The organism is Bacillus sp. NPDC094106 (assembly GCF_044764345.1).
Lineage (GTDB): Bacteria > Bacillota > Bacilli > Bacillales > Bacillaceae_G > Bacillus_A.
Genome location: NZ_JBIWHY010000012.1, coordinates 28,790 through 54,282 on the forward strand (window position 1 = coordinate 28,790; position 25,493 = coordinate 54,282).

At 38.2% G+C, this 25,493-nt stretch carries 26 protein-coding genes and 2 other annotated features; of the genes, 1 reads left to right on the forward strand and 25 read right to left on the reverse strand.

The window, feature by feature from the left end; genetic code table 11:
- Window positions 1-20: 20 nt before the first annotated feature.
- The 20 genes from ACIQ7L_RS17665 to ACIQ7L_RS17760 all read right to left on the reverse strand — a co-directional run bounded on the left by ACIQ7L_RS17665 (window position 21) and on the right by ACIQ7L_RS17760 (window position 19,190).
- Window positions 21-1,103: a HAMP domain-containing histidine kinase gene (locus ACIQ7L_RS17665; protein WP_400570775.1), complete on the reverse strand. Its 1,083-nt coding sequence runs from the start codon at window positions 1,101-1,103 to the stop codon at window positions 21-23.
- The gene (locus tag ACIQ7L_RS17670) at window positions 1,093-1,800 is read right to left on the reverse strand and encodes a response regulator transcription factor (RefSeq protein ID WP_400570776.1); all 708 of its coding nucleotides are present in this window, start codon (window positions 1,798-1,800) and stop codon (window positions 1,093-1,095) included. The genes ACIQ7L_RS17665 and ACIQ7L_RS17670 overlap by 11 nt, the downstream gene beginning before the upstream one ends.
- A 135-nt stretch (window positions 1,801-1,935) precedes the next feature.
- Window positions 1,936-3,222, reverse strand: a complete 1,287-nt coding sequence (gene obgE, locus ACIQ7L_RS17675; RefSeq protein WP_400570777.1) for a GTPase ObgE — start codon at window positions 3,220-3,222, stop codon at window positions 1,936-1,938.
- A complete protein-coding gene (locus tag ACIQ7L_RS17680) occupies window positions 3,222-3,770 on the reverse strand; it encodes a Spo0B C-terminal domain-containing protein (RefSeq protein ID WP_400570778.1) in 549 nt (182 codons plus the stop codon). The genes obgE and ACIQ7L_RS17680 overlap by 1 nt, the downstream gene beginning before the upstream one ends.
- A gap of 64 nt (window positions 3,771-3,834) precedes the next feature.
- Window positions 3,835-4,125 carry a 50S ribosomal protein L27 gene (rpmA, locus tag ACIQ7L_RS17685; RefSeq protein ID WP_000944957.1) on the reverse strand — a complete coding sequence of 97 codons (291 nt, stop codon included), beginning with the start codon at window positions 4,123-4,125 and terminating at the stop codon, window positions 3,835-3,837.
- Between the two features lie 3 nt (window positions 4,126-4,128).
- Window positions 4,129-4,473, reverse strand: coding sequence for a ribosomal-processing cysteine protease Prp (locus ACIQ7L_RS17690; RefSeq protein WP_400570779.1), 345 nt, complete (start codon window positions 4,471-4,473; stop codon window positions 4,129-4,131).
- 11 nt (window positions 4,474-4,484) lie between these two features.
- Window positions 4,485-4,793 carry a 50S ribosomal protein L21 gene (gene rplU / locus ACIQ7L_RS17695; protein WP_000270909.1) on the reverse strand — a complete coding sequence of 103 codons (309 nt, stop codon included), beginning with the start codon at window positions 4,791-4,793 and terminating at the stop codon, window positions 4,485-4,487.
- Between the two features lie 14 nt (window positions 4,794-4,807).
- Window positions 4,808-4,885, reverse strand: a sequence feature (ribosomal protein L21 leader region).
- 77 nt (window positions 4,886-4,962) lie between these two features.
- Window positions 4,963-6,351, reverse strand: coding sequence for an Rne/Rng family ribonuclease (locus ACIQ7L_RS17700; RefSeq protein WP_400570780.1), 1,389 nt, complete (start codon window positions 6,349-6,351; stop codon window positions 4,963-4,965).
- A 66-nt stretch (window positions 6,352-6,417) separates the two neighbouring features.
- Entirely contained in the window at window positions 6,418-7,278 is an 861-nt protein-coding gene (locus ACIQ7L_RS17705) for a M50 family metallopeptidase (RefSeq protein WP_400570781.1), read from the reverse strand.
- Window positions 7,271-8,014 carry a peptidoglycan DD-metalloendopeptidase family protein gene (locus tag ACIQ7L_RS17710; RefSeq protein WP_400570782.1) on the reverse strand — a complete coding sequence of 248 codons (744 nt, stop codon included), beginning with the start codon at window positions 8,012-8,014 and terminating at the stop codon, window positions 7,271-7,273. The genes ACIQ7L_RS17705 and ACIQ7L_RS17710 overlap by 8 nt, the downstream gene beginning before the upstream one ends.
- 175 nt (window positions 8,015-8,189) lie before the next feature.
- Window positions 8,190-8,987 (reverse strand): septum site-determining protein MinD, encoded by a 798-nt coding sequence (gene minD, locus ACIQ7L_RS17715; protein WP_097898102.1) that lies wholly within the window; start codon window positions 8,985-8,987, stop codon window positions 8,190-8,192.
- A 2-nt stretch (window positions 8,988-8,989) separates the two neighbouring features.
- Entirely contained in the window at window positions 8,990-9,676 is a 687-nt protein-coding gene (gene minC / locus ACIQ7L_RS17720) for a septum site-determining protein MinC (protein WP_097898103.1), read from the reverse strand.
- Window positions 9,677-9,711: 35 nt separating this feature from the next.
- Window positions 9,712-10,257 carry a rod shape-determining protein MreD gene (gene mreD / locus ACIQ7L_RS17725; RefSeq protein WP_400570783.1) on the reverse strand — a complete coding sequence of 182 codons (546 nt, stop codon included), beginning with the start codon at window positions 10,255-10,257 and terminating at the stop codon, window positions 9,712-9,714.
- A gap of 12 nt (window positions 10,258-10,269) precedes the next feature.
- The gene (gene mreC / locus ACIQ7L_RS17730; protein ID WP_400570784.1) at window positions 10,270-11,127 is read right to left on the reverse strand and encodes a rod shape-determining protein MreC; all 858 of its coding nucleotides are present in this window, start codon (window positions 11,125-11,127) and stop codon (window positions 10,270-10,272) included.
- A 41-nt stretch (window positions 11,128-11,168) separates the two neighbouring features.
- On the reverse strand, window positions 11,169-12,185 hold the full coding sequence (gene mreB, locus ACIQ7L_RS17735; RefSeq protein ID WP_400570785.1) for a cell shape-determining protein MreB: 1,017 nt from the start codon (window positions 12,183-12,185) through the stop codon (window positions 11,169-11,171).
- 160 nt (window positions 12,186-12,345) lie between these two features.
- On the reverse strand, window positions 12,346-13,023 hold the full coding sequence (gene radC, locus ACIQ7L_RS17740; RefSeq protein WP_097898107.1) for a RadC family protein: 678 nt from the start codon (window positions 13,021-13,023) through the stop codon (window positions 12,346-12,348).
- A gap of 47 nt (window positions 13,024-13,070) precedes the next feature.
- Window positions 13,071-13,646 (reverse strand): Maf family protein, encoded by a 576-nt coding sequence (locus ACIQ7L_RS17745; protein ID WP_400570787.1) that lies wholly within the window; start codon window positions 13,644-13,646, stop codon window positions 13,071-13,073.
- 376 nt (window positions 13,647-14,022) lie between these two features.
- A complete protein-coding gene (locus ACIQ7L_RS17750; RefSeq protein WP_400570788.1) occupies window positions 14,023-14,979 on the reverse strand; it encodes a stage II sporulation protein B in 957 nt (318 codons plus the stop codon).
- Between the two features lie 167 nt (window positions 14,980-15,146).
- A complete protein-coding gene (locus ACIQ7L_RS17755; RefSeq protein WP_400570789.1) occupies window positions 15,147-16,448 on the reverse strand; it encodes a bifunctional folylpolyglutamate synthase/dihydrofolate synthase in 1,302 nt (433 codons plus the stop codon).
- Between the two features lie 96 nt (window positions 16,449-16,544).
- Entirely contained in the window at window positions 16,545-19,190 is a 2,646-nt protein-coding gene (locus ACIQ7L_RS17760) for a valine--tRNA ligase (RefSeq protein ID WP_400570790.1), read from the reverse strand.
- Window positions 19,191-19,229: 39 nt separating this feature from the next.
- Window positions 19,230-19,461, reverse strand: a binding site (T-box leader).
- 447 nt (window positions 19,462-19,908) lie between these two features.
- On the opposite strand from ACIQ7L_RS17760, the gene ACIQ7L_RS17765 reads away from it, so the two are divergent.
- Complete coding sequence (locus ACIQ7L_RS17765) at window positions 19,909-20,103, forward strand: hypothetical protein (RefSeq protein ID WP_400570791.1); 195 nt, start codon at window positions 19,909-19,911, stop codon at window positions 20,101-20,103.
- A gap of 27 nt (window positions 20,104-20,130) precedes the next feature.
- Here ACIQ7L_RS17765 and ysxE read toward each other — a convergent pair whose 3' ends face one another.
- The 5 genes from ysxE to hemD all read right to left on the reverse strand — a co-directional run bounded on the left by ysxE (window position 20,131) and on the right by hemD (window position 25,493).
- Window positions 20,131-21,156 (reverse strand): spore coat protein YsxE, encoded by a 1,026-nt coding sequence (gene ysxE / locus ACIQ7L_RS17770; RefSeq protein ID WP_400570792.1) that lies wholly within the window; start codon window positions 21,154-21,156, stop codon window positions 20,131-20,133.
- Window positions 21,157-21,262: 106 nt separating this feature from the next.
- Window positions 21,263-22,276, reverse strand: coding sequence for a stage VI sporulation protein D (spoVID, locus tag ACIQ7L_RS17775; protein ID WP_400570793.1), 1,014 nt, complete (start codon window positions 22,274-22,276; stop codon window positions 21,263-21,265).
- Between the two features lie 150 nt (window positions 22,277-22,426).
- Complete coding sequence (hemL, locus tag ACIQ7L_RS17780) at window positions 22,427-23,716, reverse strand: glutamate-1-semialdehyde 2,1-aminomutase (RefSeq protein WP_400570794.1); 1,290 nt, start codon at window positions 23,714-23,716, stop codon at window positions 22,427-22,429.
- A complete protein-coding gene (gene hemB / locus ACIQ7L_RS17785) occupies window positions 23,716-24,705 on the reverse strand; it encodes a porphobilinogen synthase (protein WP_400570795.1) in 990 nt (329 codons plus the stop codon). The genes hemL and hemB overlap by 1 nt, the downstream gene beginning before the upstream one ends.
- A gap of 29 nt (window positions 24,706-24,734) precedes the next feature.
- Window positions 24,735-25,493: a uroporphyrinogen-III synthase gene (gene hemD, locus ACIQ7L_RS17790; RefSeq protein WP_400570796.1), complete on the reverse strand. Its 759-nt coding sequence runs from the start codon at window positions 25,491-25,493 to the stop codon at window positions 24,735-24,737.

The following is a 25,493-nucleotide window of genomic DNA, read 5'->3' on the forward strand; positions in this document are numbered from 1 at the left end:
TTACAAAACCATTTGTTATCTTACAATTTTGTCATTTTTCTCGTCAAAGCATGATATTCTTCGTCTTTTGCAAATTGGAATGTAAATGTTGTGCCTTCCCCTTCAGTCGATTGCACCTGAATTCCGTGATGAAGATTATCACAAATCTCCTTTGTAATATATAATCCCATTCCTGTCGCTTCCCTCGTTTTTCGGCCATTTATCCCGGTAAAGAACGGATCAAATACACGCTTTACATCTTGCTTCGGGATACCAATTCCATTATCACGAATATGTAATAAAATTTTCTGATTCTTCTCTTCTATTTGAAACTGAATTTCTTTTTTATCTGCTTGAGAGATTTTTGTATACTTTATTGCATTCACAACAATTTGACTAATTGCGATACTAATCCACTTTCTGTCAGATGCAACCATACAAGCATCTTCTTCAAACATTAATTTCGGATATACAGAAGATTGAATAAAAGACTTTCGATTTTGATTAATAATATCTCGAACGACATCTATGACATTTACTACTTCTACTTTATAATCTTTGGCAAACTGCTCTAACCTTGCCATATGTAATGCTAAATCTAAACCATTTAAAATACGGTTATTTTCTTCTCGTATACTTTCAACCGTTTCTCTTGCTTCACGGTGCGCTTTTCCAAATTTCTGCAACAATAATTCAATAACTGATACCGGTGTTTTCATTTGATGAATCCATTGGTTCATAAAGATCATTTGCTGCTGTTCTTTCGCATGCTGCTTATGAACTTCATTCATATATTGCTGTCTCAGCAAAGTGAATGCTTCTACAATCATTTCTTGTTCCGATGTATAAGAAGCATCAATGAGTAAAGAGTCATGTAACGTATGTCCGCCAGTGATATATTGTTCTATTCTCTTTAAAAACACGCTTCGTTTTCGATAATCATACACGAGGTATGAAATAAACACGACCGTCCCTAATAAAAGTCCATATAGCCACGTACTCCAATCAAGTGGACGCTTTTCTAAAAGACTTTGTAACTGTAATACGAGTCCAAATAAGCAAAGGCTTACAACATAAGAAAGGATTAAAGGAAAACGATCCACGAGGTAACTTTTAGGCTTCATGTCCTTCTCCCCACTCTGTAAGAAGGGCATAACCGTACCCACGTTTTGTAACGATTGCATTTTTAATTCCAAGTTCCTCTAGTTTCTTCCTCACGCGTTTTACGTTCACAGTTAATGTATTATCATCAACAAAAGCTACTTCATCCCATAACGCCTCTAAGAGTTCTTCACGTGTTACATATTGATTCGCCTGCTTCATTAAACACTCTAGTAAATAAAACTCATTTTTTGTAAGCTCTATTTGCTGCCCTTGCCACTCTACTGTATGCTGTGATGGGAATAGTAATAATCCACTCACGCCCAAGCAATCACTTTCTGTCGATGAAGCATATTCACCATATCCACGGCGCAGGGCACTTTTTACTTTTGCCATTACAATATCTAAATGGAATGGCTTTGTAATATAATCGTCCCCACCATTTTCAATTGCCATAACTTGATCCATTTCTCCTGTTCGTGCAGAGACGAAAATAATCGGTGCGTTAGATACTGTTCGAATTTGACGACACCAATAAAAACCATCAAAGTACGGTAAATTAATATCGAGTAAAACTAAATGCGGATTCACTTTCACAAACTCATCTTTTATATGGCGTAAATCCGTCGCTCGAAATGATTGATAGCCATACTTCCCTAAATGCTCTTCTAATATTTCTGCAATTTTTTCGTCATCTTCTACAATTAATATTTTATACATGCTCTCTTTCTCCCCTTGTATCTTACTGCGGAGTGACTATTTCTTTGATTCTTCTGACATCTAAAATCAATATACCCTTCTTACAAATTACACTCCTTTCTCCATTATAAAAAAGACTGCCGTATTTTGGCAGTCTTAATCGATAAATTCGAATTGATATTCAAGAATTTTTACAATGTCACCATCTTTTGCACCGCGTGCACGAAGAGCTTCATCAATACCCATTCCGCGCATTTGACGAGCGAAACGACGTACAGATTCATCACGTGAGAAGTCTGTCATCTTGAATGTTTTCTCAATATCATAACCAGAAATGACAAATGTACCGTCACTTTCGCGTGTAATTTCAAACTTAGATCCTTCAGATTCAAATTTGTACATTACATTTGCTTCAGATTCGTCTACAACATCATGTACTGGGAATTCTGGTGTTGTTTCCACTAAGTTTGCTACTTCAAATAATAGATCACGAACACCTTGTTTTGTTACGGCAGAGATTGGGAAGATTTGAACTTCGTCTCCTACTTTCTCTTTAAATGCTTGTAAGTTTTCCTCTGCATCTGGCATATCCATTTTGTTTGCAACAACAACTTGTGGACGCTCTGTTAAACGCAGATTGTACTCTTTTAATTCAGCATTGATTGTAACATAATCCTCATATGGATCACGGCCTTCTAAACCAGACATATCAATCACATGCACGATAACACGTGTACGTTCGATATGACGTAAGAATTGGTGTCCAAGTCCAACGCCCGCATGTGCTCCTTCGATTAATCCAGGAAGGTCAGCCATAACGAAGCTGCGGTTATCACCAGTTTCAACAACACCAAGGTTTGGAACGATTGTTGTAAAGTGATATTCTGCAATTTTCGGACGTGCTGATGATACAACGGATAATAATGTTGATTTACCTACGCTTGGGAATCCAACAAGTCCAACATCCGCTAATACTTTTAATTCTAAGATTACATCACGTTCTTGACCTGGTTCCCCGTTCTCAGCGATTTCTGGTGCTGGGTTCGTCGGTGTTGCAAAACGTGAGTTACCACGGCCACCACGACCACCTCTTGCAATAACAGCTGATTGCTCATGCGTTACTAAATCCGCAAGAATTTGACCAGTTTCTTCATCTTTTACAACTGTTCCTGGTGGAACCTTTACGATTAAATCGTCAGCTTTACGGCCATGTTGTCCTTTGCTCATTCCATGTTGACCGCGATCAGCTTTGAAATGACGTTGGTAGCGGAAGTCCATTAATGTACGTAAGCCTTCGTCAACAACGAAAACAACATCTGCACCTTTACCACCATCACCACCTGCTGGGCCACCCTTTGGAACATACTTCTCACGACGATACGCAACCATTCCGTTTCCACCGTCGCCGCCTTTTACATATATCTTGACCTGATCTACAAACATTATTTCACCACACTTTTTTCGATTGGTTGTAATATAACCGAGACTTCGTCGTCTCGCACTGTATAAGAAATGGAATACCATTCATTATTTTGGTTTGTAAGCCACGTTTGCAGTTCTTCTACATTCGTTAGCTTGCCACGAAAATCAAAAAAGAAACGAGCATTCTCCGCGTCACATTCAATTGTGATACAAACATAATTTTCAACATAAACGTCTAAACTATGCTGAAGCATTGAGAAAAATTCATTCGTCCACGTACACACTTCTTCATCGTAATGAGATAAGTTATGTAATTTCCCCAATACTTCGTACTCCAATAAGCACGGCTGCTGTTTCCAATTATATGTTAAAATCCATTCTGAAAATAAAGGCATCGATAGCCCCATCAGATTGGATTCTTGTCTCGCTTCTTGGACAAAACAATCGATGAGCCCATGAATCTCTTCCACTCTTCCGAGGGAGAGGTTTCCTTTAATCATCTGCATACGATTGAGCCAATCATGCCTAGAATGGCTCAACGCATCTATAATTGTCCATTTTTTATTCATCCAGATACCCCTTAATATAGAAAAACTCTAACCTGCACTCAGGTTAGAGTTTTCCGTGAGTTTCTTATGCTTCTTGAGCAACAGGATATACGCTCACTTGTTTGCGGTCACGGCCAAGACGCTCGAAGCGTACTACGCCGTCAACTTTCGCGTATAAAGTGTCATCGCCACCACGACCAACGTTAACACCTGGATAAATTTTTGTACCGCGTTGACGGTAAAGAATTGAACCACCTGAAACCGTTTGACCATCTGCGCGTTTAGCACCAAGACGTTTTGACTGAGAGTCACGACCGTTCTTTGTACTACCTACACCTTTCTTAGATGCGAAAAACTGAAGATCTAATCTTAACATACGTTACACCTCCTGCATTTTTTCTATTAAACGGATATACTTTCCGTAATCAAGTTCGATCGTCTTAAGCGAAACAACCAATCCTTCTAAAAGCGTTTGTGCTTTTTCCATCGTATGAGCGTCTAAATCATTAGGCAATTCATACGTTAAAAATCCGCCATCACTTCCGAGTTCAATAGTTGCCTGTACATTACAAAGTACTTCCACTGCATTTATAGATCCGAACACAACCGCTGTTGTTCCAGCACAGACAAGGTCTTGTCCATGCGGTGCATAATCGGCATGTCCAGTCATTTTAAATGATTGGATACTTCCTAATTTCGTGCGACTTATCGTAAATTTAATCATCTTAACCAGAATTAAGCGTTGATTGCTTCAATCACTAGCTTAGTGTAAGGTTGACGATGACCTTGTTTCTTACGATTGTTCTTTTTCGCTTTGTATTTGAAAACGATGATTTTCTTAGCGCGACCTTGTTTTTCAACTTTCGCAGTAACTGTTGCACCTTCTACAACTGGGCTACCAACTTTCACGTTTTCGCCACCAACGAAAAGAACTTTGTCAAAAGTAACAGTTTCACCAGCTTCAACATCTAATTTTTCAATGTAGATTTCTTGACCAGCTTCAACTTTGATTTGTTTTCCACCTGTTTCGATAATTGCGTACATACTTGCACCTCCTCATAATTACTAAGACTCGCCAACACGAGGTAGACATGAACTGTCTTTTGGGAACCTGTCTTGTGCGGTTGTAGCATATAGCCATTTAGGTGCTATAAACTATAACATAGAGATGTTACCATGAAACATAGACGATTGTCAATAAATGTTCTGCTAACTATTTTTTTCGATTCATCATTTCTTGCTTCGTTCCAAATCGAATAATCGCATACTTCTCAGCTTCTTCATCTGTAAAATAAATTTGAAACGGTATATTTTTTTGTAATTCTTTTTGTAAAAATGCTTTTTGTACTTCTTTCGGTGCTGCGATTAGTACCGCTTCATCTTCTACATGACTATATGTAATAAGCTCTCTTTCTAGCTCATATGCGATTGTTTCATTAGAAATGATATACCCTGTCGTTTTGCACTGTGAACAATCTTCTAGTAATACATCACGCAGCGAGTGTTTTTTGCGCTTACGTGTCATTTCTAAAATACCTAGTTCGGTAAATCCAAGTACTCTCGTATAGGTACGGTCCCCTTGTAAAGTCGTAATTAAGCTCTCTCTTATTTTCTCCTTATCCGCCTGTTTTTTCATATTAATGAAATCAATTAATATCATGCCCCCAATATCACGAAGCCTTAACTGGCGAGCAATTTCTTCGGCAGCCATTTCATTTGTTCGCACTACTGTATCCTGTAAGTTTTGTTTCCCGGTAAATTTCCCAGTGTTCACATCGATTATTGTCATCGTCTCCATTTGTTCGATGATTAAATATGAACCGTTCTGTAACCATACGATTTTTTGCAGTGCTTTTTCAATTTCTCGCTCTACACCAAAATGACTAAACATAGAAGACTTTTCACTGTAGAATGACACCTTTTCTTTTCCTACTTTATCTTCCAATTCCTTTACGATACTTCTTGTATCTACAATTACTTTTTCTACCGATTCAATAGGATTCTCTTGAAATACACGATCTAAAAAAGTTGCTGGGCGATGAAGTAGTATCGGTGCCTTTCCTTGCCCTTCTTTTCTTTTTAATTCTTCAAATAGCTCTTGAAAATGTTGCATTTCAGCTTGTATTTCATCAATTGTACCTTTTTCACATGCTGAACGAAAAATATATCCTCCCGTTCCTTCTACTTGAATTTCAAGTAATTGTTGTCTCCTCTTATGACTTTTTATTTTCCGGGAAACAGCACGCATTTCATCGTATGGCATATAAACGACATATTTCCCGGTAAATTCTACATTCGCTGTTAGCTTCGGTCCTTTTGTATCAATCGCTTCTTTTACCACTTGCACGAGCAATGCTTGTCCTTCATGTACTCGATATGACGCTGGCACATCATCATATGAAAGGTAAGCGTGTTTTTCTAAACCGATGTTTACAAATGCTGCATTCATCCCAGCAATCGTTCGCACAACACGTCCAACATAAATATGCCCAACAATTTCTTGCTCCTCATTCCGTTGCCATAAAAGCTCAACAATCTTTTGTTTTTCTTCTATAGCCACTCTCTTTTCCGAACCCGTATAATTGATGTATAACGTCTTCAAAATACCTTCCTCACTTTTCAGTTTCTTTTCTTCCTACAATATAAAAGGTTAGTGTCATCGTCAACACTAACCAATTAACTCTTCCACAGATGAGGTTGTTCGCTTTTCAGTAAAATATGCGTATAGCAATTCATTTTCATCTAATGTATAGTGCTCTTTATATTTACCATGAACAATAATGGAATGTTTATACCCCCTGCGGAACTTGGTGAAAATCGTATATAACCGATCATCTGTTTTTACCTCAATGGGAGCAATCTTTTCAATACCTCGCTTGTTTCCATAATAACGTTCTAGTAAAAAACGCATAAATGCATAACGCCGCTGCTTCCATTCTTGATATAACGAAATGGCTAAAAAAAGAAGAAGCACCCACATCATAATATTATTACTATTCCAAAGTAGCTGCCATCCCAATATCACACTAAAAAAAACACATGATATTTTCATCATTTTCTCATGTGCTTGTAAATAAGGAAATCGATGTGATAACACATTAAATAAAACTTTCCCGCCATCCAGTGGCCAAATCGGCAACAAATTAAACCCTAAAATGATGAAATTGTTCCACACAAAAAAATGATACAGGTCATCATTAACCCATCCTGCTCGATATAAAATATATGCCATTCCAATCATCCATACATGTTGAATCGGCCCTGCCATCACAACGACTAATTCTTCTTTTAACGGCTTATTCCCATGTTCCTCAAGCTCCGCCACACCACCAAATGGCAAGAGTTGTATTTGCTTGATGCGCCAGTTATAATGGGCCGCTGCGAATGCATGCCCAAGTTCATGAATCAATACAATGGAAAATAAAAGTAATAATTCTTTAAAACGTGCTGTAAAAATCCCAATGGTTATAATCCCCCAGAACAATGGATGTATCGTAATTTTTGACAGTACTTCGCTATATTTAGTCAAATGAAATCACCTGAATCGGGTCGATAAATTTTTCATTCTTTTTGATTGCAAAATAAAATTTACCATTCTTATGATCCGTATCACTACCGACCGTTCCAACTTTTTGCTTCTTTGAAACGTAATCATATAACTTCACTGATGTTTCATTTAAATTTCCATACCATGATTCCGTACCATCCGCATGTTGAATTTCAACTGTATTTCCAAGCCCATCTTTCTTGCCAGCAAAAATAACAACTCCCTCATTCACTGATTCAACAGTTGCATCCGCAGCTGTTTGTACAAATACGCCTTGCCCATTTTTCTGAAAGCCCTGCATGACTTTCCCAGAGGCTGGAACTGCATAATCTTTTTGTTCTACTCCTTGCTTCTTTTTACTCGTAGATAAAAATACAAGTGGCTTTCCAAATTGATCCTCATACCATTTTGACACTGCCGCAAACTGAAATTCTTCCTGCATCACTTTCGTTACAGCAGTTCGTGCTCCATTAAGAGGGGCGGGCGCATTTTTAAATAAAATGGCTACTGAAAGAACCAGTATGGCGGATAATAAAACCTTAAATAAAAAGACTTCCTTACGAAAAAGGGGATGAATCTCCTTTTCACCTTCTTCAATGAATATCGTTTCTCCATCAAAATTTTCTCCAGAGAAATATTGTTCTTCCTCTAGCTTCTCTTGTTCTTCTTTTCTCTTCGCAATCCGTTTTCGAATTTCCTCTACCCGTCTATTCTTCATCCTGTCCCCTTCCTTTTTCCACCTTTTATTCAATTAGCAAATCAAGTGAAACTTCAAAGTAGACACCGTTATCTATTTGCGTAACTTTATACAGTTTGTACATATGTATGAGCCCTAACAGGAAGATATTCATGAGAAGAAAAAAGAAAGCACTCCGCATATATGCGAAGTGCTTCTAACGAATTCCAAAGAAATTTTTCATCTTTGTAAATACGGATACTTTCTCTCGTTCAAACGCTTGTAATGGTACATTTTCACCTAACAAGCGTCTTGCAATATTTCGATAAGCTAACGCTGCTTTTCCAGTCGGCTGCAATGCTACAGGCTCCCCTGTGTTTGTAGCACGAATAACTTCATCATCATCTTCGACAATTCCAAGTAATTCAATCGAAAGTGTACGTACAATCTCATCTACATCAAGCATATCTTGCTCATGTAACATATGACTACGCACACGGTTAATGACAAGTTTTGGTGGTTCAATATCTTCTTTTTCTAAAAGCCCGATAATACGATCCGCATCGCGCATAGAAGATACTTCAGGTGTCGTTACAACAATAGCTTTATCCGCACCTGCTACTGCATTTTTAAATCCCTGCTCAATACCTGCAGGACAATCAATTAATATGTAATCATAATCTTGACGTAATAGTTGTATTAACTCATCCATTTGTTCAGGTGTTACCGCGGATTTATCACTCGTTTGTGCTGCAGGTAATAAATAAAGCTCATCAAAGCGCTTATCTTTAATGAGAGCCTGAGGTAAACGACAACGACCTTCGACGACATCAACAAGATCAAATACAATACGATTTTCTAGCCCCATTACTACGTCTAAATTTCTTAGACCAATATCCGTGTCAATTAAACATACCTTTTTCCCGGATAATGCCAAGGCTGTACCAATGTTTGCAGACGTTGTAGTTTTGCCTACCCCGCCTTTTCCAGATGTAATTACTATTGCCTCTCCCACAGCTATACAATTCCCCTTTCTAACTTTGTTAAATTAGGTCTAAGATGAGTGAGAAGTTGCAGGCGATCGACAACAATGTGATTGTTCTCATTAATATACGCACATTCTGCCGTCTCTGCTCCGTCTTCTTTCTCTTCCGGAGCCCGCATTGTCACATCACTAATTCGAAGTTGCATTGGATTCATAACAGATGCCGCAATTACAGCATCTGTATCTCCATAATATCCAGCATGTGCAATTCCTCGTAATGTTCCAATGACAAAAATATTCCCCCCAGCGATAACCGTTCCACCTGGATTAACATCTCCAATTAATAATAGATTCCCTTTTACATGCAAAACTTGACCCGAGCGAACAATTTTGGAAATAGGGACAATTTCTGTTTCTTCTTTCCAAGCTATAGCCTCAGCTTTTGTTATAACATCACTCTCAATAGAATCCACAACAAGATTTTTCTTATTGCGAATTAAGGTACGAATTTCTTCTTGTTGCACCTCTGTCAAATAGCGATTTCCTACTTTAACATACACTTCAATTAATGAGCGCTCATCACCATCGTAATAATGGGTTGAAAGTTTCTCATCCAGTTCTTGCAACAATTCAGTAAATAAACAGCAATCATCTAAATGAAGTGTTAGTCCATCTTTTGTCCCCTTTATTGTTACATTCTGTTGCTTTTTTTCTTCCACTAAAGTTCACCCCACCGATTCAATTCGACATAAAATCAGAAAATCCTTTTTTCTTTTTCTTCCATCGCTTTTGAAAGACGCACAAGATATCGTCTCAGTGGGAAACAAACTATCAATAAGAAAATTCCATTTAGCAATAAAGTAGCGAGGAGACGATCTGTGAAAAAGATATGCGCTGGTACGTGAATACGTCCTAATAACGTTAAGAATCCATATACATAATACTCTAATGCTGCAATACCCGTTAATACGATAAAAGAAACAATAAATAAGTTCAATTGCAAGACTCTCATCGCACTATAAACAAGATACGCTAAAATTGGATAAGCAAATATATATACACCAACAAGTTCTGTGTATACCGCATCAAATAGAAAACCGAACAATAGTCCATAGTAAATACCTTGAAGAGGACTGTAATACACGGCAATGAAACATAGGACAATGATAAAGAAATGCGGCGTTGCTATGCTGTTCTTCCAAAATAATTCTGTCGGAACTACAGTCGAAAACATATTTTCAAATAAAAAAACAAAAAGGAGCAGAAGAGGAAGAACCGCCCTTTTTAAAATAGTCGTCATTTCTTCTCCCCCTTATTGTTCTAGCGGTGCTGAAGGCTTATCTCGTTTTGCAACCATAATATGATTTACATCATTTAAATCCGCAGCAGGTTCTACGTAAGCTGTTTGTGTTAATCCGTATGCATCTGGTTGAACATCTACAATTTTCCCAATCACTAAACCTTTCGGGAAAATATCACCAAGTCCAGACGTTACAACCATCTGACCTTTTTCTACTTGTACATTAGATGAAATCTTTGTGAAAAGAAGTAATTGTTTTTCTTTATCATAGCCTTCAATTAATCCAAAGATGCTATCTTCTTTTCCTTGTACAACAGCAGAAATACGGTTTGTACGATTCATGGAGCTTAACAGCTCTACTGTTGATGTAAATTGAGATACACTTTTCACACGCCCAATTAAGCCTTTTGGAGTCATAACAGCCATATCTTTCTTAATACCTTGTTGTGCTCCCTTATCAATTCCAACTAAATCGTACCATTTATCTGGATTACGAGAGACAACAGTAGCTTGAATTGCTTGGTGATCATCAAGTGAATCTTTTATACCAACTATCCCTTGTAATTCCTTTTTCTCTTTTTTTAATGTGTTTACTTCTGCTGATAACGTCGCATAATTATCTAATTTTTCTTTTAACTGTTTATTTTCTTCATACGTGCGCTTTACATCTTCTACATTCTCAAAGAACCCGGCAACATAATCCGCTGGCTTTTGGAATACACGTTCTACAACACCGACAGTATCTTTTACAAACTGCTCTGGCCATGTTAGACTCTTCCGTTCTTTCAATGAGATTCCAATCAATGCCACGAGAAGAATAATACTAACTAACAAAACAATTAATCTTTTGTTTAAGAAAAACTGTGGCACGTTCACACCCTCTTAATTTCATTGTTTTTTATTTTGGAATATTAACGAGCAGTTTTGAAAAGGTCAATATTATCTAACGCTTTACCTGTTCCAATTGCTACGCAATCCAATGGATTTTCTGCAACAAGAACTGGCATTTTTGTTTCATCACTAATTACTTTGTCCAAGTTGCGAAGTAATGCACCGCCACCTGTTAATACAATACCACGGTCCATAATGTCTGCTGCTAACTCAGGTGGAGTTTTTTCTAATGTGTTTTTAACAGATTCTACGATTGCATCTACTGTATCTTTTAACGCATCTGCAATCTCTTCTGGTTTAATTAATACTGTTTTTGGTAAACCACTTACTAAATCACGGCCACGAATTTCCATTGGCTCAATACCTTCTGGCTCGCCTGCAGAACCGATTTCTAATTTTAATGCTTCTGCTGTTCTTTCACCGATCATCAAGTTGTAGTTTTTCTTAATGTATTGAATGATTGAATCATCCATATCATCACCAGCAACACGAACAGATTGACTTGTTACAATCCCACCTAATGAAATGATTGCAACTTCTGTTGTACCACCGCCAATATCAACAACCATACTACCAGTTGGCTCCCAAACCGGTAAGTTTGCACCAATTGCTGCTGCAAATGGCTCTTCAATTGGATATGCATCACGTGCGCCAGCTTGACGAGTTGCATCAATTACTGCACGTCTTTCTACAGCTGTAATACCAGATGGAACACATACCATTACATAAGGCTTACGAGAGAAAAATCCATTTGATTTTTGCGCCTGTTGAATATAATATTTCATCATTGTTGCTGTTGTTTCATAATCAGCGATTACACCGTCTTTCATAGGGCGAAGAGCCACTACGTTTCCTGGTGTACGACCAATCATTTGTTTCGCATCGCTACCAACTGCAACGATTTGTTTTGAATCAGTTTGCAGTGCTACAACTGAAGGTTCGCGTAAAACAACACCTTTTCCTTTCACATATACAAGCGTATTCGCTGTTCCTAAGTCTATTCCAAGATCACGAGTAAAACCACCAATTCCAAACATATCATCTATCTTCCTTTCTCATTTTCACGGACTCATTTTCTTACTTTATATTTATAATAAAACAGTACGTTTTTATATTTTTTTATCCTTTATTGTAGATGGTTGTCTACAAAAAACTCATAAATCACATTATAAAACAAAATAAGTAAAAAGAATAGTCTTAAATATGACCTTTTTCTTTCAAACTCACGAATTTATGGTCGCCTATAATGATATGATCAAGAACTTCAATTCCAATAATCTTACCGCATTCCACTAATCGTTTTGTTACTTCAATATCTTCGCGGCTTGGCGTAGGATCTCCTGAAGGGTGGTTGTGCAGACATATAATAGAGGCTGCTGCGCGGCGAAAGGCTTCCTTGAATACCTCGCGAGGATGTACAATTGAGGCATTTAAGCTTCCAATAAAAACTGTATGCCGATGCATCACTTGATTCTTCGTATTTAGATATAAACAAACGAAATGCTCCTGTTGCAAAAAGCGCATCTCTTCCATCATATACCTTGCACAATCTTCTGGACTTCGAATGCTATATCTATTTTGATACTCTAGGCGCACCATTCTTCGTCCTAATTCGAAAGCAGCAATAAGCTGAGATGCTTTTGCGATCCCCACACCATGGATACTTGTCATCTCCTCTATTGTAGCATCTTTTAACATTCGTAATCCGTCAAAATGGCACAAAATTTTCCCTGCTAATGTTAGAACTGATTCTTCCTTAGAACCAGTTCTCAGCAACACTGCAAGAAGTTCCCGATTCGATAAATTGCTTGCTCCTTCTAATAATAAACGCTCCCGTGGCTGTTCCTCTTTCAAAACATCACGAATACCGTTCATATCTTCACTCCTTTTTCAATTTGTCGCAAAGAAAACCCCATGCAATTTCACGCATGGGATGCATCGCTATCAAACTGTTTCAATTCACGAACAAGACGCGCAATTGGTAAACCCACTACACTGTAATAATCTCCTTGAATATGTTGAACAAAAATGGAACCTTTCCCTTGAATACCATAACTTCCAGCCTTATCAAGTGGTTCTTTCGTTGCAATATACGTATCAATCTCTTCTTCCGTTAACTCCCAAAACGTAACTTCTGTACGCTCATAAAATGTGACCGTTTTTTCTTTTGAAATGAGTGCAACACCTGTATATACTTCATGTGTTTTTCCTGATAAGAACTGCAACATTCTCTTCGCTTCCGCTTCATCGTTAGGCTTTCCAAGAATACGCGATTCATATGTAACGATTGTATCTGCCCCTAATACCACACTATCTTCGTGATTTTCTGCTACAGCAGACGCTTTTTGCAAAGCAAGTGACATCACAATATCAGAAGGTGACGAATATGCACCGATTGTTTCTTCTATTTCACTTACGACAATTTCAAACGGGACGTTTGCTAGTTCAAGTAGTTCCTTACGGCGTGGTGAGCCAGAAGCTAAAATAAGTTTTTTCATGTTTTCTCCTTTCTTTCTTACATGTAACAGAATCATATAACTTAATCGTATCAAATGAATATTTTCCCCACAAATTGTAAAAATATCATTTTCTTTTTAGGAAATGATATTTTTCGCTTTTATCCCGCTATTTGCAGTCAGTAATACTCCCACCTCAAAATTCGGCGAAAGCAAAGAAGTTAGACGTGAGATAAACGCCTGTAAAAGCCCGATTGGTGAGGGCTAATAATCAGTGGAGGCTGAAGCCCCCCACTGATTAAAGTTTCACTTTATACAACTATATTCTGTACATAAAGAAAGCACTTTGATCTAGTATAAAACCGAAAAGAAGGGAAAGAAGTTTACACACTTCGTCCCTCTTCATTTTATTATCCTATTATTTCGCTTTTTGTGAAACTATTTTTTCATATGAAAGTAAACTATCAATAACAACTTGATTTAATTTTGCTACTGCCTCCTTATCATCCTTCCCTTCTTTAATCGTTTGTACCGCTATGGACGCATACGTATATAATTTTTTCACGTCCTCACGCTTCGTTGCTTTTCCTTCTGTTTCAATTGTCTTCCATTCCTTTTCTATCGCATCTATTTCTTTTTGATCACCTTTTCCCCCTGCCTGTACACTGGATGCATATTTTACAAAATGAGTACATAAGGACTGTAACTTGTTTAAAAAGGAGCCAAATTCCTTATCATTTTTTAGCAATGCTTTATCTGTAATCTCCCAGCTCTTTTTCAAAACAGAGACGCCATCTTTCTTATACTGCTCCATTAATTTATCTACAGATTGTTCATCACTAGCAATAGCCACAACAAGTGAATACTTATCACCATTCGGTTTTAAAGCTGCTGCGCCACCATTCTCTTTCCACTCTTGAATGGCAGCCTGTCCTTTTTCTTCAGAGGAATATAGACCTCCTTGAACAAAAAATAGTGTGATTGGTGCTAAAGCTGCCGCATTTCCTGTCTTTGGCTTCTCTTTCTTCTTCTCCTCAGTTCCTGCTTCCTTCGTTTCTGTTCCACTCGGCTGCGGAGAAACTGTTACCGTCGCTTCTTCAGTTTTCCCTTGCCCCGTTAATAAATGAAGCATGCTCATTCCTAGCATCGTGCCAATAATAATCGCAGCTGCAACTGCAAAGATAAGGACATTGCTCCATTTTTTTTGATATTGTTTGATAGAGGATATCTTTGTTTTCTGAAACGGGACTACATTTTGCGGCGTTTCACTATCGACTACCATCCAATCAAACTCATCTTTTTCTTTCTTTTTTTCTTTATACTTCGCTTCTGTTCCGTTTACCTTAACCGAGATTGTTCGTGATTGCTTGTCCATACGCTCACACCTCACCTCTTATCGTTGTCCGCATCATATCATATTCATTTCATAAAAAACCGAGATATTTGTCAGAGGGATTCGTCAAATTCTCCCATATAGTTATCCTATATCTATGCATTCGTCTTCATTTGTAGAACAAAAAAACTAGGGCAGCTGTTGCTGTCCTAGTTTTTCTCAAGAATATATTTTCGAACTTCTGAAATGAAATAAAGAGAACCTGTTATGATGAAAACATCACTTTCTTGAAGATCATTTATCTTCGTATCAATGGCTTCTTTCCAATTCTCAAAAACTTGTTTTGTTTCCTTACTTGAATGGTTCGCAAGCTCTTCAGCAGAAATCGCTCGATCAAACGTAAATGTTGTAAAAATCATCTCATCTGCAATCGTTTCTAATTGTCCTACCATGTTGTTTAGCTGTTTATCACCGAGAGCAGTAAATAAAACAATAACGTTTTTATCGTTATAATGATCCTTCACTGTTTGCACAAGACTCGTAATTCCTTCTGGGTTATGAGCGCCATCTATAATGACATCAGGATTGCTTTGTAACCTTTCAAATCGTCCAATCCAATACGCTTCACTTAACCCTGTGCGAATATGCTCCTCTTCCAGTAAGAATGACAAATATGTTTTAAGATACATAACTGCCATTAATGCCAATGCTGCATTGCCTACCTGATGACTTCCTTTCATCGAGATCCGAACTTCCTCAAACGAAGCAAACGGACAAGAAAAATCAAAGTGCTCTCCATCTGCATCCGAACGCTGACGCATCGCTGTAAATTGTTTTCCAAGCTCATACAAGCTTGCACTCTTTTCTTTGGCAACCTTTTTGATAACCTCAAGTGCTTCTTCATCCTGTACACCGGTAATAACAGGAACGCCCGATTTAATAATCCCTGCTTTTTCGCACGCAATTTCCCCTAGCGTATTTCCTAGAATATGCATATGATCATGGCCGATATTTGTAATTATTGTTAGAACCGGATGAATGACATTTGTAGAATCAAAACGACCGCCGAGACCAGTTTCAAATAAGACAATGTCGCAGAAGTTTACTTTACCGAAATAACAAATTGCCATTACTGTAATAATTTCAAACTCCGTTGCTTCTCCTAAATCTGTTTCATCTAATTTTTCTACAACTGGTTTTACCATATCTACAAGCTTAGTAATTTCTTCATCTGCAATCGGTGTACCGTTAACGCTAATTCGTTCATTAAACGTTTCAATATATGGAGAGGTAAATGCCCCAACTTTATAGTTTTCAGCTTGCAGCATATAACGCATATACGTTAAAGTTGAACCTTTTCCATTTGTACCTGCAAGATGCACACATTTTATATGACGCTCGGGATTTCCAAGTTCCTCTAGCATCCACTGTATTCTTTCTAATCCTGGCTTAATACCAAACTTTAATCGGCTATGAATCCAGCCGATTGCTTCTTCGTATGTATGTACCACGCGTGCTATTCCCCTTTCAAAAAAACAACTTTCTTAACTCTATTATACGCAAAGAAAAGAGACTCACCAATATGGCAAGTCTCTTAAAAATAATTTTTATTTTTGAAGATCAGCTAGACGTTGACGAACTGCTTCACGTTTTTCTAGGTAATCTTGCTCTTTTGCGCGCTCTCCTTCAATAACTGCTGCTGGAGCTTTTGCTACGAATCCTTGGTTTGCAAGTTTCTTCTGTACACGTTCTACTTCTTTATCGAACTTCTCAAGTTCCTTTTCAAGGCGTGCTTTCTCTTCATCCAGATTGATTAGATCAGCTAACGGTAAGAATAACTCTGCACCTGATACGATTGCAGTCATCGCTTTTTCTGGTGCTTGTAAATCCGTCTTAATTGTTAATTCACTTGGATTACAGAAACGCTCAATGTAAGAGCTGTTTTTCGTAAGCTGCGTCAGTACCGCTTCATCTTTTGCTTTAATTTGCATTTGAACTTTTTTGCTCATTGGTGTATTTACTTCAGCACGAATGTTACGAACAGAGCGAATAATGTCAACTAGAAGGTGCATTTCTGCCGCTGCTTCTTTGTCCTGTAAATCTTCGCGAACTGTTGGCCACGCTGCTACTGTAATAGATTCACCTTCATGAGGTAAGTGCTGCCAAATTTTCTCTGTTACAAATGGCATGAATGGGTGTAATAAACGCATCGTTTGATCTAATACATATGCTAAAACAGAACGAGTTGTTTTCTTCGCTGCTTCATCTTCTCCATATAATGGAATCTTCGCCATTTCAATGTACCAGTCACAGAAATCATCCCAAATGAAGTTGTATAATGCACGACCAGCTTCACCGAATTCATATTTATCCATGTTACGCGTTACACTTTCAATTGTTTCATTTAAACGAGTTAAAATCCACTTATCTGCAACTGATTTTTCACCAGTTAAATCAATATCTTCGTATTGCATGTCTTCCATGTTCATTAATACGAAACGAGATGCATTCCAAATTTTATTAATGAAGTTCCAAGTAGATTCTACTTTCTCCATGCTAAAGCGTAAATCTTGACCTGGTGCACTTCCTGTTGATAAGAAGAAACGCATTGCATCTGCACCGTACTTCTCGATAACTTCCATTGGATCAATACCATTACCTAAAGACTTACTCATTTTACGTCCTTGCTCGTCACGAACAAGACCATGAATTAATACGTCTTTAAATGGACGCTCTCCTGTAAACTCTAGACCTTGGAAAATCATACGCGATACCCAGAAGAAAATAATGTCATAACCCGTTACAAGCGCATCTGTTGAATAGTAGCGTTTGAAGTCTTCATCATTTTCATTTGGCCAACCAAGTGTTGAAAATGGCCATAACGCTGAGCTAAACCATGTATCAAGTACGTCGTTATCTTGGTTCCAGTTTTCGATATCTGCTGGTGCTTCTGTACCTACGTATACTTCACCAGTTTCTTTATGATACCAAGCCGGGATACGATGTCCCCACCATAATTGACGAGAAATACACCAGTCATGAATGTTTTCCATCCAGCGTAAGTATGTGTTCTCGAAACGATCTGGTACGAACGTTACTTTTTCTTCTTCTTTTTGTTGCAGAGCAACAGCCTTTTCTGCAAGTGGTGCCATTTTTACGAACCATTGTGTTGATAAGTAAGGCTCAACAACTGCTCCGCTACGCTCACTATGACCTACCGCATGCATATGAGGCTCGATTTCTACTAATACGCCAGCTTCTTGCAAGTCTTTTACTAATTGCTTACGGCATTCGAAACGATCCATACCGTTATACTTACCAGCTTTTTCGTTCATTGTTCCATCTTCGTTCATTACTAAAATGCGTGGTAAGTCGTGACGGTTACCTACTTCAAAGTCATTCGGATCATGAGCTGGTGTAATTTTCACAACACCTGTTCCGAAATCTTTCTCTACATACTCATCAGCAATAATCGGAATTTCACGCTCTACGATTGGAAGTGTAACCGTTTTTCCAATTAAATGCTTGTAACGATCATCTTCTGGATGAACTGCTACTGCTGTATCACCAAGCATTGTTTCTGGACGAGTTGTTGCAAGGCGAATGTGACCAGAACCGTCTGTTAATGGGTAATTCATATGATAGAATGCACCTTGAACATCTTTATGAATTACTTCAATATCAGAAAGGGCAGTGCGTGTTGCAGGGTCCCAGTTAATGATATATTCACCGCGGTAAATTAAACCTTTTTCGTACAATTGAACGAATACTTTATTAACCGCATCAGATAAACCTTCGTCTAATGTAAAGCGCTCACGAGAGTAATCTAGTCCTAAGCCAACTTTTCCCCATTGCTGACGAATGTGAGAAGCATATTCTTCTTTCCATTCCCATGCTTTTTCAAGGAATTTCTCACGGCCAAGGTCGTAACGTGAAATACCTTCTTCACGAAGTTTCCCTTCTACTTTCGCTTGCGTTGCGATACCCGCATGGTCCATACCAGGAAGCCATAATACATCGTATCCTTGCATACGCTTTGTACGTGTTAAAATATCTTGAAGTGTTGTATCCCAAGCATGACCTAAATGCAGTTTACCTGTTACGTTTGGAGGCGGGATTACAATTGTATACGGCTGTTTTTCCGCATCTCCTTTTGCTTCAAAATATTTGCCTTCAAGCCACCATTTATAACGGCCTTCTTCAACGGACATATGATCATATTTAGTTGGTAAATTCTTTTCCGTGTTTGACATTATTTTCCCTCCTTCAGAATAAAAAATGTCCCTCATCCAAAAAAGGACGAGGGACATCGCGGTACCACCTTTATTTACAAACAAATTCAAAATTTGCTTATACTCTTAATTTGATAACGGACAAATCCGTCTTTTCCTAATGGGAATGACTCCGTTCAGAAAAGATGCTCCAGGGCTACCTTCTAACATGACTATCTAGAGAATCTCCCAGCTAATAATTCTCCTCTCTGAAGACGTTTAATGTTATACTCTTCCCCTTCAATGCATTTATATAATTGTTATTTATTATATACAATAGTGTAAAAAACGAAACCACATTCGTCAAGATAAAAATATTTTTCGACTTACCTATAGAATAATTACATTTTATTTTCAATCAGCTCAACCAAGTTTTTATACTATATATACATCAATTAAAAAAACGACATAAAACCCCTCTTTTTAGGTGGAAGAGAACATCTGGCCATGCATAGAAGCGGTCAGGGCTTTTTTTGCCACATGCGAAGTAAAAACAGAAAGAGCAAACGAGTATAGGTTACTTTGTATTCTGCATAGCAGAGATTTAAATGTCGAAAACTTAAAATGGATTTATATATATACAAGAAACTAAAAAATGCAACACAAGCACCTTGGGTACTTATCCTGCATACTGTAATATTACCTTCACCTTTCCTATATGAAAATAACGCAGTTACACTTCCTATACGGGGGAATCATTATGCGACGATATCGACGCACCTACAATTTTTCTGCCCCTTCATGGGTCAGAAATTTACAAACAATGTTTTCTGATTTTGCAATCCCACTTACTATTTTCCAAGGGATTCGCACTTTACTATTTCCAACCTTTTTAGATTTCATCATCCTAATTATTTTTGTTGTAGCCACAATCCGCTTACATGTTCAGCCGTAGCCTCAAAGAACCTTGAGACTACGGCTGTTATCCGTTTCCTTGCTGCGCAGCTTGTAATTGTGAAAGAAAATACTCTGTATTACTTACAAGCCAATGTGATTGCTGTAACATTTTCACACCATGCAGTTCTTTCTGCTTATTACGAACTTGTTGTGCGCTCGTATAAGAATGAATTTGTCGAATAAATGGGGAGGGATACGTTAAATAAGCGAACATCAAGAGCTGCTCTTCTTTTGTAAATGGAAAATTCTTTTGGTATGCTTGATACCATTCAAAGCGATCGCTTCTCGCAATTGGATATGTGTTCAAAGAGCGGGAATAAAAGCCAACAATATCTTGCACAGGTGTTGCGAACTGGGATCTTTCTAAACTAATAAAATAACCATTCCGTTCATAGTCAAATAAAAAATGATTGAGTGATACATTTCCATGCACAAAAGAAATGCGCGTTTTCTCTTTCTCTTTCATCGCTTCATACCACTCAGTCAGTTGTTTTGTTGCAAAATCACGTGCCCTCATGACATGATGAAAATACGTACAATATTGTAATTCAAACGGAGACATGTACCACTTCGCCTCAGATTCTACAAGAAATTGCTCTAACGTCTCTCCCTCTCTCTCCCAGCGCTCTGATATATTCGTATAATGGCCCTCCAAAGCTTCTTCTGTATATGTTTCTTCTTTTATCGTTTTTTGGTGGAGCATCGCTAATGTCTGAAACATTTTATGATATTGGTCATTGTCCTCCCCATGCCCTTCCGCTCGCTCAAGCCAAGGCATTAAATAATAACTATATGTCCCATCACTTAAAATATAATTTCCGTCCGTCGCATGATAAATAGGTACATAATTTGAAAATCCCTTTTCTTTTAAATATTGAATATGATGCATGAAATTATTCCGCTCTAATCTTTTATCTGGTAATTTCTTTAATGCATATGGACCTTGATTCGTATAAATTTTCATTACATTTCCGTGTTCTTCCATATGCTGGGTGTCCAATTGATATCGTTTGACGATTGGTTCATAGCGATTTCGTAATTCTATATCCATACGAATGATCCTTTCTCATTCAAAAAATACAAATCAAGTAAAACGTAAATCCCCCTTCACGAACAGTAAAATGAAAGAAAAGAGGTGAGTGAAGAAAATTCTTCACTCACTTTACCTTCGCTTTTGAAACAGGTATATATATAACCTGCCCTGCGGTTAAATAAATGTCATCCGTTTGATTGATGCGGTGTAAGTGCTGCACAGACGTTTCATAACGCTCTGCAACCGATTCAATTGTATCCCCTTCTTGCACGAAGTACATCCGTAACTTCGTGAACTCTTCCTGCGGCTCTTTTGTAAATAGTTTCGTTAAATATAGTGCATTTTCATCTCTTTGTGAGTACGATGGTTCTTCCTGTTCTTCTTTCACTTTCTCTACTTGCTCTTTCTTAAAACCCTTCCGGCCGAACAATTCAAATTGAGGTGTGACTTCTTGTTCTTTTTCACGCTCTTCTTGTTCTGCTTCCTCTTCTAACTCCTGTTCTTTCCGCTCCTCTAATTGAAACGGTTCAAATGCATAATCTTCCCAGCCATTTGATTCTGTGTGAAGTGTTACTTCTTCAGCCTCTACCGATGTTTTCTCCTCATCTATAGCTTTTATTTCCTGCTCTCTCTTAACTTCCGCATACTCAATTTCTACCTCTTCCATTTCATCTGGCACTCTCTCTTCATCACACAGACCAGAGATGGATATATCCGCTAATAGCTGTAAACAGCCATTTTCTTTTAGCTCATAATCAAATTCCTCAATCGAAACATACAATTCTTCAATTTGTTTTACTCGATTTCGCGGAATCGAAATTTCTAGTGGAAAAGAATGGACGAGTTCGTTTACCCCGTCTTCTCTTGTTTCTACATAATCAATTGCTTTTGCGGGAGATAACTCCCTAAACGAAAATTCAGAGTCATCTTGTCTAGCAACATATTCCCCCGTTAAATCTAACTGCCCTCTTACAATTACTTCATAATCAAGCTCTTCTATCTCAACGTCTGGATCTAACGAAATTGACAAAAGTTCTTCGACTTCCTGTCCTTTTTGGAACCAAACCGATTCTTTTAATGAAAAACGTAACGAGTGATCTGTTGTCACTTCTTTTCCCCCTCCCAAACTGTATGTCATTACAGGTTTATGTGTCTGGGAGTCTTTTTATGAGTAAAAAATCAAACTACACATAGACGCTTCCTATCCATTTTTCATATATCAGCGCGCTGGAAATATACGACATAACAAAAAAGGTTGTCAGGGCTATTCCGACAACCTTTTTATTATTTATGCTTTTAATTTTGACATTGCAATTTCTGCTGCCGTAATCGTTGCTTCAATATCCGCATCACTATGTGCTGTTGATAAGAATAAACCTTCAAATTGAGAAGGTGGTAAGAATACACCTTGCTCTACCATTTCACGATAGTAAGCTGCAAAGAATTCTAAGTTTGAAGTTTTTGCTGCATCGTAGTTAATAACCGGTTCATTCGTGAAGAAAATACCGATCATAGAACCTGCACGGTTTATATGATGCGGAATGCCGTGTTTTTCAGCAGCTTTACGCAGGCCATTTTCTAGCATTTCAGCTTTACGTTCAAATTCTTTATAACATTCTGGTGTTAATTGTACTAATGTTTCATAACCTGCAGTCATTGCTAGCGGGTTACCAGATAATGTACCTGCTTGGTAAATTGGTCCGCTTGGTGCAACTTGGCGCATAATTTCTGCTTTACCGCCATATGCTCCGACCGGCAGACCACCACCGATTACTTTTCCTAAACAAGTTAAGTCAGGTGTTACACCGTAATACCCTTGTCCACAGTTATAAGCAACGCGGAATCCCGTCATTACTTCATCAAAAATCAGCAACGCACCATTTTGCTCCGTCACTTCACGAAGTCCTTCTAAAAATCCTGGCTGCGGTGGAACTACCCCCATATTTCCTGCCACTGGCTCTACGATAACACAAGCAATATCGTCACCAAATTGTTCGAAAGCATATTTCACGCTCTCTAAATCGTTATACGCTACTGTAATCGTATTTTTCGCTACACCTTCTGGTACACCTGGGCTATCTGGTAAACCAAGCGTTGCAACACCAGAACCTGCTTTAATTAATAATGAATCGCCATGGCCGTGGTAACAACCAATAAATTTCAAAATTTTATTACGACCTGTGTAACCACGCGCTAAACGAAGTGCACTCATCGTTGCTTCCGTACCGGAGTTTACCATACGTACAATCTCAATTGATGGTACACGCTCAATAACAAGCTGCGCTAATTTATTTTCAATTTCTGTTGGCGCACCAAAGCTTGTCCCTTTTTCCGCTACAGCTTTTAATGATTCTACAACGCGCTCATTCGCATGCCCGTGAATCAGTGGTCCCCATGATAATACGTAGTCGATATATTCATTCCCATCGATATCGTACACTTTAGAACCTTTCCCGCGCTCCATAAACAGCGGATTCATACCAACAGATTTAAAGGCACGAACTGGACTATTTACACCGCCAGGCATTAAATCTTGCGCCGTTTCAAATGCTTCAATGGATTTATCAAACTTTTTCATTACTGTGCGCCTCCCTCTTGTAACCATCGTGCTGCGTCTTTCGCATGATACGTAATAATTAAGTCTGCTCCTGCACGTTTCATGCTTAATAATTTCTCAAGTACAATCTCTTTTTCATTAATCCAACCATTTTGCGCTGCCGCTTTAATCATAGAATATTCTCCGCTCACGTTATATGCAACGATTGGTAAATTGAAATTGTTCTTCACATCACGAACAATATCTAAGTAAGAAAGAGCTGGTTTTACAATTAAGAAATCTGCTCCTTCCATTACATCTGACTCAGCTTCACGTAATGCTTCCATTCGGTTTGCAGGATCCATTTGATACGTTTTACGGTCTCCAAACTGCGGTGCACCATGTGCTGCATCGCGGAATGGCCCATAAAATGCAGATGAGTATTTCACAGCGTATGACATAACCGGTACGTGTGTAAAACCATTTTCATCTAATGCATGGCGAATTGCTGTTACAAATCCATCCATCATGTTAGATGGGGCAATAATATCCGCTCCTGCTTTTGCCTGGCTTACTGCTGTTTTTGCAAGAACCTCAAGGGATTCATCATTTAAAATAACGCCATCTTCAATCACACCACAATGACCATGGCTTGTATATTGACATAAACACGTATCCGCAACTACTACTAACTCTGGAAACTGCTCTTTAATTTGTTTGATCGCACGTTGTACAATGCCGTGTTCACAATATGCGGAAGAGCCAACTTCATCTTTTTCAGCAGGTAAACCAAATACGATAACAGAACGAATACCTAAATCTACAACTTCTTGCATTTCAGCTTGCAAAAGGTCTAAGGAAATTTGATATACATCTGGCATAGAAGGAACTTCGTTACGAACATTCTCACCTTCAAGTACGAAAATAGGGTAAATAAAATCTTCTGTATGTAAAAATGTTTCACGTACAAGTGCACGCATATTTCCACTTTGTCTTAAGCGACGATGACGATTAAATTGTAAAGAATTCATAGATTTCTATCCCCATTCTTTTATTTGAATTATGCATTTAGATTCAATTTAGAAATGCATTGTATTAACGATTCCACTGTGTATTCTTCTGGAACGATGACATCAGCAAAATAACGCTTTGCCTCTTGTTCTGTTATCGGTCCTATACAAGCAATTGTACATTTTTTTATCCATTCTCTCCAGTTTGTACCCTTAAGTAACTCTACAAAGCTTACAACTGTAGAGGGACTCGTAAATGTCACAATATCTATCTTACCTGATTCTAAAGCTTCGATCAGTTCTAGACGCTTCACATAATTTGGTTTTGTTTCATATACGACCAGCTCTTCTAAAAGCACCCCAAGCTCCCGCAGTTTATTCGGAATAACATCTCTAGCTAAATTTCCTCTTGGAAACAACATACGTTCTTTCCCGGTTAATTTTTTTACAAACTCCTCTGCAAAAATTTCGGCAACAAACGCAGTCGGAACAAAATGAACTTGATAGCCTCTTTTTTCTAACTCCCGCCTTGTTTTTACACCTACTGCGGCAATCTGTACAGTCGAAGGCATGTTCTTGCCTAAACTATCCAGAAAGAAGCTTACCCCGTTTTTACTCGTAAAAATAATCCAGTCATATACATTCAACTGTTGAGATACACTTTGAAACGTTTGCTGAGATGCTCCTTCCATACGCAAAAGCGGAATTTCCACTGGAATCCCGCCCTCTTTTTTCACCGCTGCACTCATTTGTTTTGCTTGATGCTGGGCCCGTGTAACCAGTACTGTTTTGCCAGCGAGAGCGTCCAT